At 64.0% G+C, this 17,040-nt stretch carries 11 protein-coding genes and 2 pseudogenes; 3 read left to right on the forward strand and 10 right to left on the reverse strand.

What is annotated here, in order from left to right; all coding sequences use genetic code 11:
• Positions 1 to 333, forward strand: a pseudogene (locus FNL14_RS23175) (hypothetical protein); the annotation flags it as partial.
• A 128-nt stretch (positions 334 to 461) separates the two neighbouring features.
• Positions 462 to 2,324, forward strand: coding sequence for a DNA/RNA non-specific endonuclease (locus tag FNL14_RS01130; RefSeq protein WP_142057108.1), 1,863 nt, complete (start codon positions 462 to 464; stop codon positions 2,322 to 2,324).
• A 39-nt stretch (positions 2,325 to 2,363) separates the two neighbouring features.
• Here the strand turns inward: FNL14_RS01130 and FNL14_RS01135 are convergent, their stop codons facing one another.
• The 7 genes from FNL14_RS01135 to FNL14_RS01165 all read right to left on the reverse strand — a co-directional run bounded on the left by FNL14_RS01135 (position 2,364) and on the right by FNL14_RS01165 (position 12,039).
• Complete coding sequence (locus FNL14_RS01135) at positions 2,364 to 2,594, reverse strand: hypothetical protein (protein ID WP_091416562.1); 231 nt, start codon at positions 2,592 to 2,594, stop codon at positions 2,364 to 2,366.
• Positions 2,595 to 2,632: 38 nt separating this feature from the next.
• Complete coding sequence (locus tag FNL14_RS01140) at positions 2,633 to 3,961, reverse strand: S8 family serine peptidase (RefSeq protein WP_142056934.1); 1,329 nt, start codon at positions 3,959 to 3,961, stop codon at positions 2,633 to 2,635.
• A gap of 34 nt (positions 3,962 to 3,995) precedes the next feature.
• Positions 3,996 to 5,579, reverse strand: coding sequence for a hypothetical protein (locus tag FNL14_RS01145; protein ID WP_142056936.1), 1,584 nt, complete (start codon positions 5,577 to 5,579; stop codon positions 3,996 to 3,998).
• Between the two features lie 42 nt (positions 5,580 to 5,621).
• Positions 5,622 to 6,413 (reverse strand): BTAD domain-containing putative transcriptional regulator, encoded by a 792-nt coding sequence (locus FNL14_RS01150; protein WP_142056938.1) that lies wholly within the window; start codon positions 6,411 to 6,413, stop codon positions 5,622 to 5,624.
• Between the two features lie 157 nt (positions 6,414 to 6,570).
• Positions 6,571 to 7,179: a hypothetical protein gene (locus FNL14_RS01155; RefSeq protein WP_142056940.1), complete on the reverse strand. Its 609-nt coding sequence runs from the start codon at positions 7,177 to 7,179 to the stop codon at positions 6,571 to 6,573.
• A gap of 48 nt (positions 7,180 to 7,227) precedes the next feature.
• The gene (locus FNL14_RS01160) at positions 7,228 to 8,148 is read right to left on the reverse strand and encodes a hypothetical protein (RefSeq protein ID WP_142056942.1); all 921 of its coding nucleotides are present in this window, start codon (positions 8,146 to 8,148) and stop codon (positions 7,228 to 7,230) included.
• Between the two features lie 504 nt (positions 8,149 to 8,652).
• A complete protein-coding gene (locus tag FNL14_RS01165; protein ID WP_142056944.1) occupies positions 8,653 to 12,039 on the reverse strand; it encodes a BTAD domain-containing putative transcriptional regulator in 3,387 nt (1,128 codons plus the stop codon).
• Positions 12,040 to 12,192: 153 nt separating this feature from the next.
• Between FNL14_RS01165 and FNL14_RS01170 the strand changes: the two genes are divergently transcribed.
• Positions 12,193 to 12,933: a hypothetical protein gene (locus FNL14_RS01170; protein ID WP_255470657.1), complete on the forward strand. Its 741-nt coding sequence runs from the start codon at positions 12,193 to 12,195 to the stop codon at positions 12,931 to 12,933.
• 577 nt (positions 12,934 to 13,510) lie between these two features.
• On the opposite strand, the pseudogene FNL14_RS01175 reads toward FNL14_RS01170, so the two are convergent.
• From FNL14_RS01175 to FNL14_RS01185, 3 genes and pseudogenes are all read right to left on the reverse strand, one after another.
• Positions 13,511 to 13,976 (reverse strand): annotated as a pseudogene (locus FNL14_RS01175) (2-oxo acid dehydrogenase subunit E2); the annotation flags it as partial.
• Positions 13,977 to 14,012: 36 nt separating this feature from the next.
• Positions 14,013 to 15,137 (reverse strand): acyltransferase, encoded by a 1,125-nt coding sequence (locus FNL14_RS01180; RefSeq protein WP_142056946.1) that lies wholly within the window; start codon positions 15,135 to 15,137, stop codon positions 14,013 to 14,015.
• A gap of 435 nt (positions 15,138 to 15,572) precedes the next feature.
• A complete protein-coding gene (locus FNL14_RS01185) occupies positions 15,573 to 17,039 on the reverse strand; it encodes a dihydrolipoamide acetyltransferase family protein (protein WP_142056948.1) in 1,467 nt (488 codons plus the stop codon).
• Position 17,040: the final 1 nt, after the last annotated feature.

Here is a 17,040-nt window from a genome sequence, read left to right on the forward strand (position 1 = left end):
GAGGTCTTCGTCCGCGGCACGGACAACGCGCTGTGGCACATGTGGCAGAACAGTCCTTTCCTGACCGAAGAATCCACCGGCGCTTCCGGCGCTGCCGCCATGGCGGAGGAGGCAGGCGCGGACGCGGCCTCCGCGGCAGTGGTCCCCGAAACGGTGGACATGCCAACCGGCACCATGGCCGGGAGCGTGACAACCAACGGCCACAAGCAGCCCGCAGCAGCGGTCATGCCCACCGGGGCTATGGACGCTCCAGCCAAGGAGTCCGCGGGCAGGCCCGGCACGCCCGAGAAGGAAGGCGGCATGCCGGCCCTGGGCATGTCCGTCAGCGCCTGAGCAGGCGGGCGGCAGGAACCGTAAGGTACGACGGCGGCGCGCGGCCGCCGTCGTACGTCACCTCTGACGCACCCCGGGATGGCCCGCCGCGGCCGGCAGAAAAAGCAACACCAGGAAATGGACATGGCATGAACAGCACCGACCGCCCCTCCCCGGAAGCAACACCTGACGAAGAGCAGTTGCTGGCTTCGCTGCGGCAGTTCATCAGGACCAAAGGCGCCGACTACCTCGAGGACCCCAACATCTCCTCGATCGGTGTGGGCCACAAAGTGGTTGACGGCAAGCAAACAGGCGAGATTGCCCTCCAGTTCACGGTGGGTGAGAAGGCGGCGCCGGAAGCCCTGGAGGCCCTCAACACCACCCCCATCCCGGAAGCGATCGTGGTGGACGGGGTTGCCGTGCCCACCGATGTTATTGAGCGGAACTACCGTCCCTCGTTCCGGGCGGTCGCCGAGGTGGAGCCGCCGGCCACCAAAGTCCGGCTCGATCCCATCCGGCCGGGGGTCAGTGTGGGCCACTTCCGGTCCAGCGCCGGCACCATCGGCTGCATCGTGTACGACAGGCACGAGGGGACACCCATGATCCTCAGCAACTGGCATGTGCTGCACGGTGAGTCCGGCGCCCTGGGCGACGCGGTGGTCCAGCCGGGCCCGCACGACGACAACCGCGTCAACGCCAACGGGCTGGGCAAGCTGGTGCGCTCCCACCTGGGTGTCGCCGGAGACTGCGCTGTGGCAACCATCGAGGACCGCGGATTCACTACGGCGATCCAGTCGTTGGACGTGACCCCGGACCAGCTCGGTGAACCCGAAATCGGGGACAAGGTGGTCAAAAGCGGCCGCACCACGGGGGTGACCCATGGCAAGGTGCGCCGGGTGGATGTGATCGCAAAACTGAGTTACGGGTCCGCGGGGACCCACGCCATCGGCGGCTTCGAAATCGGCCCGGACCCGGACAATCCCCCGGCGGACGGGGAAATCAGCCGCGGCGGAGACTCCGGGGCCGCCTGGATTTTCAAGACCCCCGACGGCGGGCTGACCACCGTCTTGGCGGGCCTGCATTTCGGCGGGGAATCGGGCGACAGCCCCGACGAGCACGCCCTGGCCTGCCTGCCCCAATCCGTGTTCGAAAAGCTGGAGATCACCCTCCGTCCGCCTGCAGCAGCTCCTGAGGGCGCCGAGGATGTCCCCGAAGGGTTCGCCAGCGATTTCCTCGGCCCCCACATTGGCCTGCCCACCCTTGCCGCCAGCCTGGACAGTGATGCTGTCCGCCTCGCGGGCTCGGAGATCATCCCGTACACCCACTTTTCACTCTCGATGAGCAAGTCCCGGCGGTTTGCCCGCTGGGTGGCGTGGAACATCGACGGCGCCGGCTTGGTAAAACTCAGCCGGACCGGCATCAATTTCATCAAGGACCCCCGCGTCCCGGCCGACGTCCAGACCGGCGACGAGCTGTACAGCGGCAACCGGCTGGACCGTGGGCACATCGCCCGCCGGGCCGATCTGGTCTGGGGACAGCCCGACGAGGCGGCCCGGGCCAACAAGGACTCGTTCTACTTCACCAACATCACCCCGCAGATGGACGATTTCAACCAAAGCAGCAAGAACGGGGTCTGGGGAAAGATTGAGGACGCGGTGTTCGCGGACGTCGACGTCGAGGATCTCAAAGTCAGTGTGTTCGGCGGCCCGGTCCTCCAGGACGATGACCGCGCTTACCGGGGCACCCGCCTGCCTCGCGAGTACTGGAAGATCATCGCGTTCGTGGAGCAGGGACAGCTCAAGAGCAGAGCCTTCCTCCTGACCCAGAACCTCATCCAGGTGGAAGCCCTCGAACTCGACGAATTCCGGGTTTTCCAGGTTGCCGTGACCGAAATCGAGGAACGGACCAGCCTGCAGTTCGCGGACACGCTGCGGCAGGCTGACACGCTCGTGGTCCCGGAGTCGGTGGGTGACCGGCGGCCGCTGGAGGATCCGTCTGACATCCAGTGGTGAGTACATCCGGTGGTGAGTAACCAGGGGCAGGCCCTTCGCCTACTGGATGTCTGCCTCCGGGGGCGGGAGCCGGTATCCCAGGTCCTCGTCCACGGACTGCACGCCGTGCACGGATTTCAGGGCGGGCAGGCTGTCATCCTCAGCGGACCCGGTGATGAAGCCCATCTGCAGCACCTGCTCCACCTGCATGCCGCGGGCGCGCAGGGCGTCCGCGACATCGGCGATGGCGGACACATGCTCCGGGTCCACCGTGATGTTAATGTTGACCATGCTTCAGATTATCCTCATCGCAGCGCTGACAGCGGTGTTCACAGCGGGGCGATGACCAGGCCGGAGCCAACGTCCACGGACGGTGCCATCAGCCGGTCGCTTTCCTGGACCAGCGAGGACCAGAGTTCCCGTCCGCGGAAGCCGGTGGCCTGTGCCCAGAGGGCGGCAACTCCCGCAGCATGGGGGGTGGCCATGCTGGTGCCGCTGATGCTCCGGTACCGGGTGGGCATGGGCCAGGACGAGTAGACCTGCCAACCGGGGCCGGCAACGTCTACCTGCCCGCCCCGCACCGGCAGGCTGCGTGCGGAGAAGAAGGCAACATCCAACTGATGGTCCAAAGCGCCCACGGCCATGATAAAGGGGCTGTTGGCCGGCGTGCCCACAAAACCGAAGTTGCCCTGGAGCCGCTTGGCGTTGTTTCCGGCGGCGGCAATGATCAGCGTCCCGGCGTCCAATGCCCGTTCACCTGCCGCCACATACGGCGGGTGGACCTGTGGCACGTCGGCTCCCAGAGACATGGAAATAATGGCGCAGCCGCTGGTCACCGCCCAGTCGATGCCAGCCAGGATCCCGGCGTCGCTGCCTGAACCGGCGTTGCTGAGCACCTTCCCGGCGAAAATTTCCGCTTCGTAGGCCACGCCGTAGCGCGGCCCCGTGGACGGGGACTTGGCGCCGCAGGATGTGCCGATGCAGTGCGTGCCGTGCCCGTGTCCGTCTGTGGCTGGTTCCCCTTGGATGAAGGAACGGGTGGTGATGTTGCGTCCGGCGAAGTCCGGGTGGGTTGAGTCAAAGCCGGTGTCCAGGACGGCCACCTTGACCCCGCGGCCGGAATACTGGGATGAGTGGGCCTGGACCGCCTGCAGCCCCCACGTGAACTGGGCCGTGTCCTGGAAGATGGGCACCGTTGGGGGTGCCGCCACCGCCGCGCCCTGACCGTTTCCGCCGTTAAGGCGGGTGTCCAGGTCCAGGACAGCGTCACGGTAACCCCTCACGTATTCAGCGGGGCCTGCCGGGAGGACGTGGTGGATCAGTTCCGGCGATACGGACAACACTGCCCCCTGCACCGCTTCGGTGGTCTGCAGCGCGCCGATCTGCTCCGGCGCCGCCGAAACCACCGCGATGCCCAGGGAACTGAAGAACGTGGCGTCTGCGCCGCTGGTTTCGGAGACATCCACTTCGCGGTCCTTGAAGTCACGCGAGTCCGCCACGTTGGCCAGTCCTGCCGATTCCAGCACCGAGGACGGGCTGCCCTCTTCCCGGGCAAACACCACGATGAACCGGCCGGTGGTCTCGGCGCCGGAATAGTCCGCCTCCGGGATGGACCCGGACGCGTTCTCGGACGCTGGGAAGGAATTGGGGTTAATCATTTCAGGTCTCCTTTGAGCGGGGGGATGGATGGTTTTAGAGGACCAGTGTCCTGGGGGTCACCGTCAGGCGGAGGCCGGCTTTTTGTCCGAGGAGGCTCCTGGACACGGCGGGAACGGGAATGAATCCCTGCCAGCGGTTCAGGGTGGGGTCGGTGTCCTTCAGCTGGTCCGCATCGCCCGCGTCCCAGTTGCGCAGGGCGCCAGGAATGGTGCTGTTCCACGCTGCCCAGGCCTTGGGCAAGGGCCGGGCCTCAGACGGCGGTTCGATGTCCACCAGCAGTGTGTCCTGCCAGTCCTCGGTCTGCTCCAGGTGGTCGGCAAAGAAGAAGTGCCCGTCCTTTTCGATGATGGACATCAGCGTCAGCTTGAGTGCCTGGCGCAGGCGGGGTACTTCCCTTCCGTCCACGCGCGGGCGTGGGGCCGTGGACGAAAGGAACGTGGTCAACAGCGGGACCGGTGAGTCGATGGGGTCCCCTTCTTTCCAGTGCTCGATCTGGACCGGGCAGAAGTGGGCAGCACTTTGTTCGTGGACCAGGACGGGCAGCCCCCGGATGGCCAGGCCCACGTCGAGTTGGTACTCGACTTCCGGCGGGTCGGCCCTGCCCACGGTGAAGCCCACCAATTCCACCTCAACTTTGAGGTCGCCGAAAAGGAAGCGCTGGAGGTTCTGGTAGCCCTCTTCTGAATTGACGATCCCGTAGCGTCCGCTGTGGCTGCGGTGCACCACCGCCACCACCGCGCCCTTGACGGCGGCATTGTCGATCTGGACCAGCCCGTCGCTGCGGGCACCCACCGCTTTGGAGGACAGGCCCATGGCGACGTCGTAGTCCTCAGGGTTGGAGCCCACCAGGCAGAAGAGTTCGTCCACGGGGAACCCGTCGTCGGGCATCTCGGTGGCATGGAAGCTTTCGCGCGTCCGGATCCGCCGGAGCGCGGGTGGCGTGAGGTATTCGTACATGCGGTCGGGTCCGAAGATGTCTGCCCCCTGGAAGCGTGTGGCGTCCCGGAGTTTCTCGAACAGGCCCAGGCCGACGGCGAACCGGATGCCGCCATGCGGAGTGGCATACGTAAACACCCTGGCCACGTATCTGGCGCCTGCCGCGGGGTCGATCCCGCCGTCGTCGCCGGCCAGGCTTTCGGGGATGACGCGCTGCAGGAGTGAGCGGCAGATGAGTCCGCCCATGGAGTGCGCCACCAGGAAGACTTTGGGGGCACCGGTTTTCTCCAGCACGAGTTTGATCATGCCGAACAGGTCCTTTGCCGCTTCCTCGAACGTGAAGTTTTCGGCCTTCTCATCGAAGGTATCCGCCGCGTCGTCGTAGAAGCGGTGGATCCAGATCGAGGCCGGATTCACGGACTTGGCGTCTGCGCTGTTCAGGAAGGCCCACTGGTCCCCGTGGACCGGCACCTCGTAGTGGTGGTCTGCCACCAGGCGCAGCATGGGCGACTCGAACTGGTGGAATTTTGCCCGTCCGCCGCCGTCGGCACGGACATGGACCGAGCCTTGGCTGAACCCGTAGAAGGGGTCGTCAACAGCACTGTTGATCCCGGAGCCGGTGCCCGCAAACCCGCGGACGTAGATCACCGGGAGCCGGCCGTCGTGAAGGGTGTTTCCCATGGAGAGAGTGCAGCACGGGAGCCGTTACGGCTGCGTTACTGCCTAGGTGGGGTTGAGCGCCGGACGCCCGCCCAGCAGGGAACCGGCGGCCGCAATCAGGCGTTCCGCAACCGGGTGGGCCTGGCGGTCAAGGAGGTCGGCCACGAGGGCGGTGAGGGATCCGGAGGGCAACAGACCCATGTCCTTCTCCAGCTGCTCCCGGTACCGTTCGTAGGCCCGCAGCGCTGCGCCGGGATTTTCGCGCTGCAGTTCCGCCGCAACGAGCCACGAAACGGCACGCTCGTAGAGGGGCTCAATTTCCAGTGTGGCGTGGGCAGCTTCCGCTGCCGTTTCACAGTCACCCGCGGCGAGGGACTTCCGTGCCAGCAGGGCGAGGGCCTGGAAACGCTCCTCCGTCAGGCGGTTCTGTGCGAAGACCACCCAGTCCTCGTACCAGCCGGGGAGGAGTTCGGCGTCGCGCAGTTCATGCAAGAAGGCGGCGCCGTTCCCGGTGTGCCGGTCTTCCTGCAGGGCCTGGATCTGGGACCGGATGCGCTGCACATCAACGTCCACCCGCTCGTCCAGGGACAGCATTGCGCCGCCGTTGACCAGCAGCCCGGGCACCTGGCGGGAAATCAGGTGCACCGTGACGCGCAGGCTTTCCAGTGCCCTGGCGTCAGGGTACTCCGGCCACAACAGGCCGCTGAGATACCCCCGCATGCCTGGTCCATGCACGGCCAGGGCAGCGATCAGCCGTTGCTGGCGTGTTGCAACATGGAGAATTTCGTCGTCCCGGCGGAGCCGCCAGGACCGAAGTAAGTCCAGTTTTAGTTCCCCACAGCCCACGGTGCCCATGGAAACCTGATTTCCGATTTGTCAAAAGGATGAGGCAGGTATGAATGAGCATCCTCAGTACGAACAGTGCTGTCAATAAGCTGCTACCCCCTTCTTCGATAGGGAGAGTGCACTCTCTCCTGCCGGTCAAAAAAGGTGTCATAGGGGGAAAGCAGCTTTACCTCAGGGTTGGAGCAAGTTGCCGTGGGGGTGCCCCAACTGCAGGCGTTCCCTTCGTGGGTCTGACGGTGGTGGTCACAGGCGCCGGCGTGGCGGTCCCTGAACTTGCCGACGACGACGGAGAGCTAGTCGACGGCGACGGCGCGGGCCCGGACGTGGAACCTGTGGTGGGTGGCAGGGTTGCATTGCCGGCGGTGGTGGCCCCGGCCGCTGGGAGCGGGACTGAAATCCCCTTCCTCACTGATCCTTCCGGAGCGTTCGGTTCGGCCACGGATACTTCCAGGTTGGCCTCCCGCACTTGGGTGGTGGTCCATTCCCCGCGCACCACGCACGCTTTACCTGGCTTCAGGATTCCCGTGCAGCCGTTGAAAATGACGCGGAACGCCGTGTTGTTTAGGCCGACGTCGGGCACGCTCACGTCAGAATCAGTGCCGTTGGTGACTTCGATCGACTCAACAGTGCCGGCAACAGCAACGGGGTTGGTCTGCGCGGCCTGGACTATCCAGGTGTCCTCGCCAATCCGCACCCGGTTCTCAACTACCGGCTGTGAGTCCTCGGTATTCCGGGCACCTCCGGATGGACCTGTGCAGGAAGTGAGAACGCCCACGCCAAGAAGGCATGCAACGCACATTTCCATTGCTGGATGTCTCAACTCTTAGCCTCCTGGAACGAATTCGACTCGATATTCCGGATTTTCTTCCAGGATGATTGCCACACCGCTCTCGCGCCGCCAGCCTTCGGGAAGAAGAAAGAATTTGTCAGCGCTCCTGGTGACGAACTTCAACCCCGTATATTTGAAGTGATATTTCGCGTCCGGGTCCGGAATCCTGTCCTCCCGGACCGGGCTCGCCAGAGCCAGTGAGTGGACGCTGTAAACAACCACCGAGGGGCGTTTAGCCAGCTCTCGTTCATATTCGCGGGACCTGCCTGTACCCAGCGCCGCGGCGTAGAGCGAGCAGGCCCAGAACAATGCCAGAACCACCAGCAGCACAGTGCACACGTAGCCGAGTTTCTCCCACATGGGCAGATATCTGAGCCTTTGGCCGCTTGGTGTGGCCAGCCTCCGAAGGACCCAAAAGGCGTAGGAGCTGACCGCAACGCCACTGCCCAGGGCAACCGGTTCAAAGAGGAAAGGGGTGACGAAGGGAGGTTCCTCAAACATCACCCACACGCCAAGCGTGGTGAGAAGAACGCCGCCGGAGAGAATTATCCACGCCCCGAAGAGAATGTACCTATGTACGCCGCCCCGGCCGATGATATTGAGTGTGAGGGCGTGAATTCCAATGCAGACCACACTGATGAGAAGAATGGTTATGGCAGGCACGATAATCGCATCGGCGCTCCGCAGCAGATAGTCCACTGTGGAGTATTCGAGAATGCTTTGATCTATGCCAAAATATGCGGTGCGGGTAGCCGTCATCGTCCAGCCGAACCAAAATGCCAGCGCGGTGGCGACAGTGGTCAAGGGCGCAATAATGGCAAACCACTGAATTATTGAGTGGCTGAGATCCACTCCCGTGGTGGGAGCTGAAGGCGACTTCCGCCGGACAGTGTTGAGCCGGGCGGCTGCAGGCATGGGCGATCCACGGCTGCGCTGCGCGTCCGGCCGGCGTACTGGAACCCTGCCCGAGTTCACTCTTGCTCCTCATGCCTGGTAGGCATTTCGCATTTGCTCACACAGGCCGTTACTGCGGCGTTACTGCATCGGGCGGTGGTTGAGCCCGTCGAAACCGGTGGTTGAGCCCGTCGAACGAGACATTCACTGCACTCTGTCAATCAGTGGCCCGTCGGTCCTGCCGCCGATCAGTTAACTGCTGCCGCACTAGTCCGCTCTGGCTTACGGGCGCTCGTGTGTCTCATAACTAACGACGAGTACTCGATTTTTGCCTGAGGGTTGCAATACATAGTTACGAGAATTGCCCTTGCCACCGCACATCCGGAATTCCGCCGAAAATCTGTGACTGTGCAGATGAGGGGATTGTTCACTGGTTGCGACGTCTCGTTTCTCCAGGGTTTCGAGCGGCACTGTCACCTTGACACTGATTCGATCCTATGGGGCGTCTCGAACGTACAGCCGCGGTCACTCGCGGCATGCCGGGGCGTAGGGCCGAGCCCCTAAGAGCTCCCCCCACTCCTGTTGGGTCAGTATTCGTCCCGCGATCCGACACGCGCGCTCCTCCCACGCCGTCGGCTCGGCGACGATCACTTGAGTGTTCCCGTCAGTCTGTTCGAGTAGGAGCCTGCGCTCGTCCTCCTCTTCGAGGAACGTGCCTTTGCTGGTGAAAGTGTCGGTGCGAAAATTCGCCGACCAATCGCCAAGGTCCCACGTCACCATCGCGCCGTCTGCTCCGGCCGTCACCAGCTCACCGGTCGACCGGAACTCGGCTGCGGTGACCCCGCCCTCGTGAGTGCGAAGATTCTCCGCGACGTTGCCAGTCCCGGTGTTCACCACCACCACGCGGGTGCCGGCTGGGATGGCGATTTGATGGCCGTCAGGACTGAAGTCCGCCACGGTTGGAGTCGCTGGCAATGGGACCGTGATAGGTGGCGTTGCCCCGGAAACATCGACGATGCGGACCGCGAGTAAGCCGTCCCGGAGTGCAATTCGACGGCCGTCCGGGCTGACGGCCAGAAGCCCGTTGCCGGCAATCTGGTCGATCGCCTTTCCCGAGGACGTATCAAACACCATGGTGGGTCCTAATCGACTGGCGTACAGCCGCGAGCCGTCCGGCGCAAACTTAACCGCGCCGAACTGTCCGACCCACCCGGAAGGGCCGGGGTCAGAGCTGTTCACGTCCAGGTCCAATAGCATCGGGTCCCCAGTGCCGGCACGCCAGAGGGCGACGCTCCCGGACGATTCGATCCAGGATGTCGCCTCCAGCGCTGCAAAGAGGAATCCGTCGGTGGAGTATTCAACGTCTGCCGCCGCCTCAGGCAAGCCCTGGTAGGTCTTCAGGCCGGCGCGACCCCCGTTAGCCAGATCGAGCGTTCCCGTTCGTCCACGATCGCAGGGGAGGGCGTTGCAGAGTCCCAACGCCTGGCTGAATGCAACGGTGCCCGAGACAGGGTCGACGGCGGTTGCCGCCACCATTCCTCCGAAGGGTGAGTATTCGCCGAGCTGGGATCGATTGGCGAGATCGAATAGCCGTAAATCGTCGTCACTGTCGATCACTGATGCACGGGTTCCGTTCTTTGCGAGCGACATGCTCGCGGGCGTCACTCCGTCTTCCTGAATGCGGGTGATGCTCGTGACCCGGGGGGCCCGCGCGAACACCCGCACGAGGTTGGTACGTGTCTCGGTGCTGTCCCAGATCTGGATGGCCTCCACCGCGAGCAGCAGCGCTCGATCGAAGTCCGTATCCTCCAGCGCGGTCGCGGCAACGCGCCGCGCCTCTGCGACCGTTGCACGCTCGCCGGCGAGATTTGCCTGGAACCCTGCCACAAGACTCGCCGTGATAGCAACGATCGCGAGAGCCACTGCGCCGGCAGACACCCAGGACAGTCGGCGCACCATGCTGCGCTCCTTACTTAGCTGTCTCTGGGTGGCCGCCAGTCCTGCGGTCTCAGCCGCTGCGCAGGCTTCTAGGAACTCTCGCTCAACCACTGTGAGCGCGGGCTTGACTGCATCCCGCCACTGCTGGGCGGCCGTTTGGCGGCCGCCGCGATAGAGCTCGCCGTTTGGGCGTCCCATCGCATCCCAGGCGGTGGCTGCGGAACCAAGATGCCGCATGATCCGTTGACCCTCGATATCATCGGCGAGCCACTCCTTCAACCGTGGCCATTCCCGTGCAACCGCTTCGTGGGATAGCTGAACCGACTCCTCATCGGTGGTGAGCAGGCGGGCATCGACCAGTCGATCGACGATCTTGGCATGGTCCTCGTCGATTGCGATCCGCGTGCGCTCGATCCGACGGGAAATCACCACACCGTCTGCAGATGCTTCGACGAGACGGAGAAGGATGTCGCGCAGCAGCCGCGCGCCCTCCGGGGAGAGCGCGCCGAAGACCTCTTCCGCGGTCTTCGCGACGGCACCGTCGATCTCACCGGATGCCCGATACCCGTCGACGGTCATGACACGGCCCTCGCGCCGTAACCACACCTGGCGCAGGGCGTGGGACAACAGTGGAAGGTTTCGCCCGTCGGCGTCGCGGATAAGGATCTCGACGAGGCCTGGTTCCAGGATGAGTCCAGCCTGCTCTGCAGGCTTCTCGATCACGGCACGGAGTCCGTCGTGGCTCAGGGCGGTGAGCATGAGCATGTGCGATTGGATGATCTCGGCAAAGCCTTTGTGTTCAGCCAGGTCTCCCAGACGGTCCGCGCGGATGGTGACGACGAGCATTCCGCGTAAAACCTCTCGCGTCAGTGCGTCGAAGAACTTCATGATCTCGGCGGGGTCGTCCGCGGCGAACGCCTGTTCGCATTGATCGACGATGAGCAGCGAATCCCCGGGGCGTCGAACTACGTCTCGAAGGGCCTCGAGAGGACGCTCGCCGGGCGTTACTATGATGACCTGCGTGCCGCGTGCGGTGAACTGGGCGCCTATCCCGGCCCTAACGAATGAGGACTTGCCGACGCCCGACGCGCCCGCGATGAGGAGCACGCCGTGTTCATCAAGGGCCCGCAGTCCTCCGGTCAGCTCCTGCTCGCGACCGAAGTACCACTCGGCATCCGTCACGCCCGCGGGAGGCAGGCCGAAGTACGGACACTCGGAGCTCCCGGCCCGGAATACCTGGTCGGACAGTAACGAGGGATCCTGCCTGAGAATGGCCTGCTCCAGCTCGGCGAGCTCTGTGCACGGATCCAGTCCAAGATCGGCAACAAGGAGTCCCCGCGCCCTGCGCACGGTGGCTATCGCCTCCGCTTGCCGGCCCTGGCGGTACTGCGCCACACTCAGCATGACCCATCGCCGCTCGCGCAGTGGAGCTTCGGCTACGCGGGTGCGCGCTAAGGCGGCGACCTCCTGAACCTCGCCGGCTTGCAGCCGTGCATCGAGGAGTAGCTCCTCGGCCCCGAGGCGGATCTCCTCAAGACGGCCGGAGGCGATCTGAGCCGGCCCCCAGTCGATGAGTTCGACGAACGCCTCACCCCTCCACAGCGCGAGGGCCTCCGAGTATGAGTATGCGGCACGTTCCGGCTCACCAAGCTTCAGCTGTTGGGAACCCCGACTGACGAGCCGCTCGAACTGGTCGGCGTCGACCTCGATATGGTCCGTGGTCAGCCGATACCCGAACGGGGTCGTTTCGATCCGTGCAGGCGCGATGAGCCGACGCAACCGCATGATGCAACCCGGAATCACCTTCGACCATGAGGCCGGCAGGTCATCGCCCCAGAGCGCCTCGGCGAGTGATTCGACCGACAAAGATGCGCCCAAGCGGACCATGAGCGCACCCAACACCACACGATCGCGCGGTGCCAACGGAATCCGATCGTCATCGAGCGTCAGCGCTCCAAGAACGCGTACCTCCATGAGGCCACCTTCCGCCCTGACCCCACATCCGTCAAGACGGCTGATATCGGGACGATACCGCGTTTTTGGGCGCCGGTATCCTGCTGATACCGGAGTGTTCTTCACTGGTGGAAACAGCCACGGCGCTGCATGGATCGAAGTAAAGGACTTGACATGTGGACTTCAAACCGGCCCTCCCGCGCCACTCACGGCGGGCGCTCACACCCGATCGGTGTCGCCGTCGCAGTGCTGGGGTGCATTGGCCTCTCGGCGTGCACCGCCGCCGAGGCGCCCTCCCCCGCATCGACTACGGAGGCTCGCACGGTCGCACCGTTCCCGGAGAGCGGCGTCATCGACGCCGGCACCTACCTCGTGACCGGCTACCCGGTGCCCTTCGAGATCACCGTCCCAGACGGCTGGGTGACGTACGACGGTTCGGGCCTGGGCAAGGACGACCCGGATCTACCGGATGAATGGGATGTCGCCGTGACTTTTTGGCCCGCCACCCATGTCCCGACGGACGCATGCGCCTGGAGAGGCGCGCTCGTCCAGGTGGATCCGACGGCTAAGGCGTTCGTCGATGCGATGACGGCGCAGGCGTCAACGGTAAGCACCCCTCCCGTCAAGGTCATGGTGGGCGACTACTCCGGCTTCGAGTTCGACCACGCCGTCGAGAGCGACGTCGACATCACCGACTGCGACGGCGGCATGTTATGCATCAACTCGAATTTGGCGCAGGACTGCGACGGACGCGGGTACCGAAATGTGGGCGAGCACGACACCTACCGAGCGGTCGACCTGAACGGTGAGTGCGCCGTGATCGTGCTGGGCCAACCCCACGGATCGATCGATCCGGCACTGACGAGAGAGGCACGCGCCATCTTCGACTCAATTGTGTTCAGGTCCGACAAGTGACCGGCTGATGCGATAGGCGATCCGGCCTGCGGGCGCCGGCTCCTTCTCTGAACCCACCTGGTGTCTCATAGCCTCGGTGTTTCGAAAACGCTAGGGATACGAGACGTCGTAAGTGTTCGATTGAATTGGCCGAAAACGTTGACCCCGGTCCCCGGTGACCACATTGGTCGTTGCGGTACTTTCGGTCCCCCGTCTGAGGGCATTCGGCGCTGGGAAGCACGCATGGGCTCAAGCAACATCCTGACATCCAAGCGCTCGGCGTGCTCCCATGGAAAAAATCTCCCGTGAAGAAACCGGAACCAGCGGAGTAGGTCGTAGGCATAATGTGCAAGTCGACGACGAACAGTCAGACACGGCAAGTTCTCTCGGGAACGACGTCACCACCTCATACTCGGCATACGGGCGAGTCATGGTCGCGGCAAGAGCCTTGCGCACTCCCCTGACCGGTGTACGAGTAGAGATTGCGAGGCGCGTCCGGGCATCGGTTGCCTCCGGTGGTTGAGCCTCTCGTGTCTATCGGCGGAACCGGCCTGGCGTCCACAGCCCCCGCATTGGTCAGGCCACGCAAAGTCATAGGCCCGTCGCAGACTCGGTGGTCGAAGGTGAGCGTCAGCTCGCTGACTTTCCGGACGGCAGCTCTCCGTTCGCCGCCCACGGCTTGTCGATGATCCGGCCGACGCCGAGGATGGCCACCTCCGGGTGGTTGATGATCGCCGCCGACCCGCCCACGCCCAACACTCCGTAGTTGTTCAGTGTGAACGTGCCGCTGCCCGGTTCGGTGGGGGTTGCCTTGCCCTGGCGCGCGACGTCGGTCAGCCGCCGGATCTCCGCGTCCAACTCCCGGGCACTCAGCTTCTCCGCTTCCCGGACCGACGGGACCACGAGACCCGATCGGTCTGGGCGGCGATGCCGAGGTTGATCCCGTCGAACGAGACGATCTCCTTGGACCCGTCGGCCGAGGTTTCGATCGGGTGTTCAGCTCCGGTACTTCTTCAGCCCCGCGGTGACAAAGCGGCAATAAACGCGAGCAGGCCAGGTACCTCGGAAACGTGGTGGGGTTAGATGTCCGCCCGTCAAACTCATCCAGTACGAACCGGTGGTGAACTTGCCCCTTTCGCATCTTCTCCGGCCGGCGGCAGCGCCGGCTTGCGCGAGAGCAGGTCGCGGATGAGCCGTTCGCAGGGCTTCTCCACGAACCTATAGCCAACCGCTGCAATTCCTGCGGCCGCGATGAGGGTGGGCGGGACGATCCACCAGGGCAGGGTTTGTGCGCCCTCTCCTATCAGAAGGCCGGCGAAGCCCAGGACAAGGTAGTGGACCATGTAGAAGGAGAACGAGCGGTCTCCGAGCTTGACCAGACGCGGGTTCGTCAGGAGGCGGCTGGCGCCGGCGAGCTCGCGCGTGGCCGAGGTCCAAATCAGGACGAGGATAGCGGGCAGCAGGAGGGCACTGCTGACCCACGACAGCGCCATGTGGAAGAAATCGGCAACGAATACCAGTGCGACGCCCGCGGTGATGGTCGCTGGGGCCGCGAGCTGACAGGCGCGTGAAGGAATATATCCGGCTTTCAGGAGCAGGGCCAGGGCAACGCCGATGATGAACTCAGACAACCGGTACGGGGGGAAGTAGTAGGTGAGGAAATGAGCCGCAGATGCACTGACGTTCACGCCGATGGTGAGCTGCAAAATCAGTCCCATTACCGGTTGAAGGACTGCAAGGAACACTATGGAGCCGACAAGTTGCCGGGTGCTGAAGCGCCGCATCACACTCACGATGGCCGGCAGCAGCAGGTAGAAAAACGCCTCAGCGGAGAGAGACCACGCGACAGGGTTGAAAGACAACGCCGCTGGTAGCCACCACGCTTGGGTAAAGGTAAGGCTTTGAAGGAAAAATACGGGGCTCGAATTCGGTGCCACGGGCACAAACGCGGCGACTGCCAGGGTCATTGCGTTGAGAGGAAACAGCTTCGCGAAGCGGTCTCGCAGGAACACGACCGAACCCTTGCCCTCGGTGTGAGCCCACGTCAGTACGAAGCCGGAGAGCATAAAGAAGAAGCTCACACCCACGAAGCCCAGGTCTACGACTGGAAGCTGGTACCGACCGAAACCATGCATGAGTGCCACCGCGGCAGCTGCAAAGAACCGCAGGCTTGTCAGCGAGTGAAGCCGCCTCGTGGGCTCCTGTCGCTGCAAGCTTTCAGTCATGCCGGGTTACCTCGTCCTCGAAAACATCTCCTTTCCCCATCCCACACTGTCCATGGGGAGTTCGCTGCAAACTTTGACTAATCTTTTGCGAATCCTTGGCCGATTCGAGGGATTCGGCCTTGAAGGGTGGAGAACCGCGAACTCGTCCGGCATTCCCCGGCACCTACCAGCCCCAGGTGACAACACTCTCAGGATCATCATCAACAAAGCGTTCCAATCATGCCCAGGGACCAGCAGGCCAGCACACCCACATCCTGCAACAGGAAAGGGCTACGAAAAAGGTAACGAGCGTTCGAGTTAAACCAACATCAACGGCGAGAGGGTTTGGGTTAAACCACCATCACGTGATGGAGGGTTTGGGTTAAGGCGACATCGAGTGAGCGAGGGTTTGGGTTAAAGCGACATTAAGTGAGAGAGCGTCGGTGGGTGCTTGGATTAGATGTCAGCCAGGAGGCTGTTCGGGTTTTCGATGGCGTCGGCTACGAAGCGGAGGAAGCCGGCTGCGGTGCCGCCGTCGCAGACGCGGTGGTCGAACGTGAGGGTCAGCTCGGTGACCTTGCGGACCGCCAGCTCGCCATTCACCACCCACGGCTTGTCGATGATCCTGCCGACGCCGAGGATGGCCACCTCCGGGTGATTGATGATCGCCGCCGAGCCGTCCACGCCGAACACTCCATAGTTGTTCAGCGTGAACGTCCCGCTGCCCAGTTCGGTGGGTGTTGCCTTGCCCTGGCGCGCGACGTCGGTCAGCCGGCGGATCTCCGCGTCCAGTTCCCTGGCGGTCAGCTTCTCCGCGGCGCGGACTGACGGGACCACCAGGCCGCGGTCGGTCTGGGCAGCGATGCCGAGGTTGATCCCGTCGAACGAGACAATCTCCTGCGACCCGTCGGACGCCGTTTCGATCCGGGTGTTCAGCTCCGGATACTTCTTGAGCCCGGCCGTCACGAAGCGGGCAATGAACGGGAGCAACCCCGGCACCTCAGAGCTGGCAGCTTTGAGTTCCTTCCGAAGCTCGACGAGCGCCGTGGCGTCGACGTCCACCCACACGGTTGCCTCGGGGATCTCCGAGCGGCTGCGTGTCATGTTCGCGGCAACGGCCTTGCGCACTCCCTTCACGGGTGTCCGGGAGGAGATGGCCAGGCCGGTGCGGGGGTCTAGGCCCTGGGTTTCGACAGGCTCAACCGACGGCTGCGGTTTGGTTTCGACAGGCTCAACCGACGGGGCACTAATTGCTGCCTCGACATCCTTGCGCATGATGAGGCCGCCCTCGCCCGAGCCGGGGAGATCGCCGAGGTCGACGCCGTGCTCCCGTGCCATACGACGAACCAGAGGGGATATCACTGCCCCGAGCTTGCCCGGGACGCGGGTGCGCAGGAGGGAGAGGTCGTCGAGCTCCTTCGTTTCGGCAGATGGGGCTTCCGAAGGCTCAGCCACGGCAACAGATGATTTGCGAGCGCGGGTGCGCTTGGCAACGCCATGGCCGCCCGGAGTGCCGTACCCGATCAACACGTTGCCGGAACCCGCCTTCTCCTCTTCCCGGTAGGCCTCAGCCTCAGGATGTGCGTCGGCAGCGGAATCCGTCGATTCGCCCAGCTCCGTTTCGACAGGCTCAACCACCGGTTCGGCCGGCTCCGGAGCTGCGGCAGGCTCACCCGTAGAAACAGGCGTCACCGAGATCAGCGGCTTCCCCACATCCAGCGTCTCCCCCGGCTGCCCGTGCAGCTCCGCCACAATGCCGGCATATGGCGACGGCACCTCAACCGTGGACTTCGCGGTCTCCACCTCGGCAATCGGCTGGTCCACGGAAATCGTGTCCCCCACCGAAACGTGCCAGGACACCAGCTCGGCCTCGGTCAGCCCCTCGCCCAGGTCCGGCAACAAAAACACGCGCGCTTCACTCATA

The organism is Pseudarthrobacter sp. B4EP4b, from assembly GCF_006680095.1.
GTDB lineage: Bacteria > Actinomycetota > Actinomycetes > Actinomycetales > Micrococcaceae > Arthrobacter.

What these genes read in the sequence shown, in the direction of transcription:
- FNL14_RS01135 (WP_091416562.1), bottom strand. Translation starts at nt 2,594, where the DNA reads ATGGTCAACATTAACATCACGGTGGACCCGGAGCATGTGTCCGCCATC.
- FNL14_RS01150 (WP_142056938.1), bottom strand. Translation starts at nt 6,413, where the DNA reads ATGGGCACCGTGGGCTGTGGGGAACTAAAACTGGACTTACTTCGGTCC.
- FNL14_RS01170 (WP_255470657.1), top strand. Translation starts at nt 12,193, where the DNA reads ATGTGGACTTCAAACCGGCCCTCCCGCGCCACTCACGGCGGGCGCTCA.
- FNL14_RS01130 (WP_142057108.1), top strand. Translation starts at nt 462, where the DNA reads ATGAACAGCACCGACCGCCCCTCCCCGGAAGCAACACCTGACGAAGAG.
- FNL14_RS01160 (WP_142056942.1), bottom strand. Translation starts at nt 8,148, where the DNA reads ATGCCTGCAGCCGCCCGGCTCAACACTGTCCGGCGGAAGTCGCCTTCA.
- FNL14_RS01180 (WP_142056946.1), bottom strand. Translation starts at nt 15,137, where the DNA reads ATGACTGAAAGCTTGCAGCGACAGGAGCCCACGAGGCGGCTTCACTCG.
- FNL14_RS01140 (WP_142056934.1), bottom strand. Translation starts at nt 3,961, where the DNA reads ATGATTAACCCCAATTCCTTCCCAGCGTCCGAGAACGCGTCCGGGTCC.
- FNL14_RS01185 (WP_142056948.1), bottom strand. Translation starts at nt 17,039, where the DNA reads ATGAGTGAAGCGCGCGTGTTTTTGTTGCCGGACCTGGGCGAGGGGCTG.
- FNL14_RS01165 (WP_142056944.1), bottom strand. Translation starts at nt 12,039, where the DNA reads ATGGAGGTACGCGTTCTTGGAGCGCTGACGCTCGATGACGATCGGATT.
- FNL14_RS01145 (WP_142056936.1), bottom strand. Translation starts at nt 5,579, where the DNA reads ATGGGAAACACCCTTCACGACGGCCGGCTCCCGGTGATCTACGTCCGC.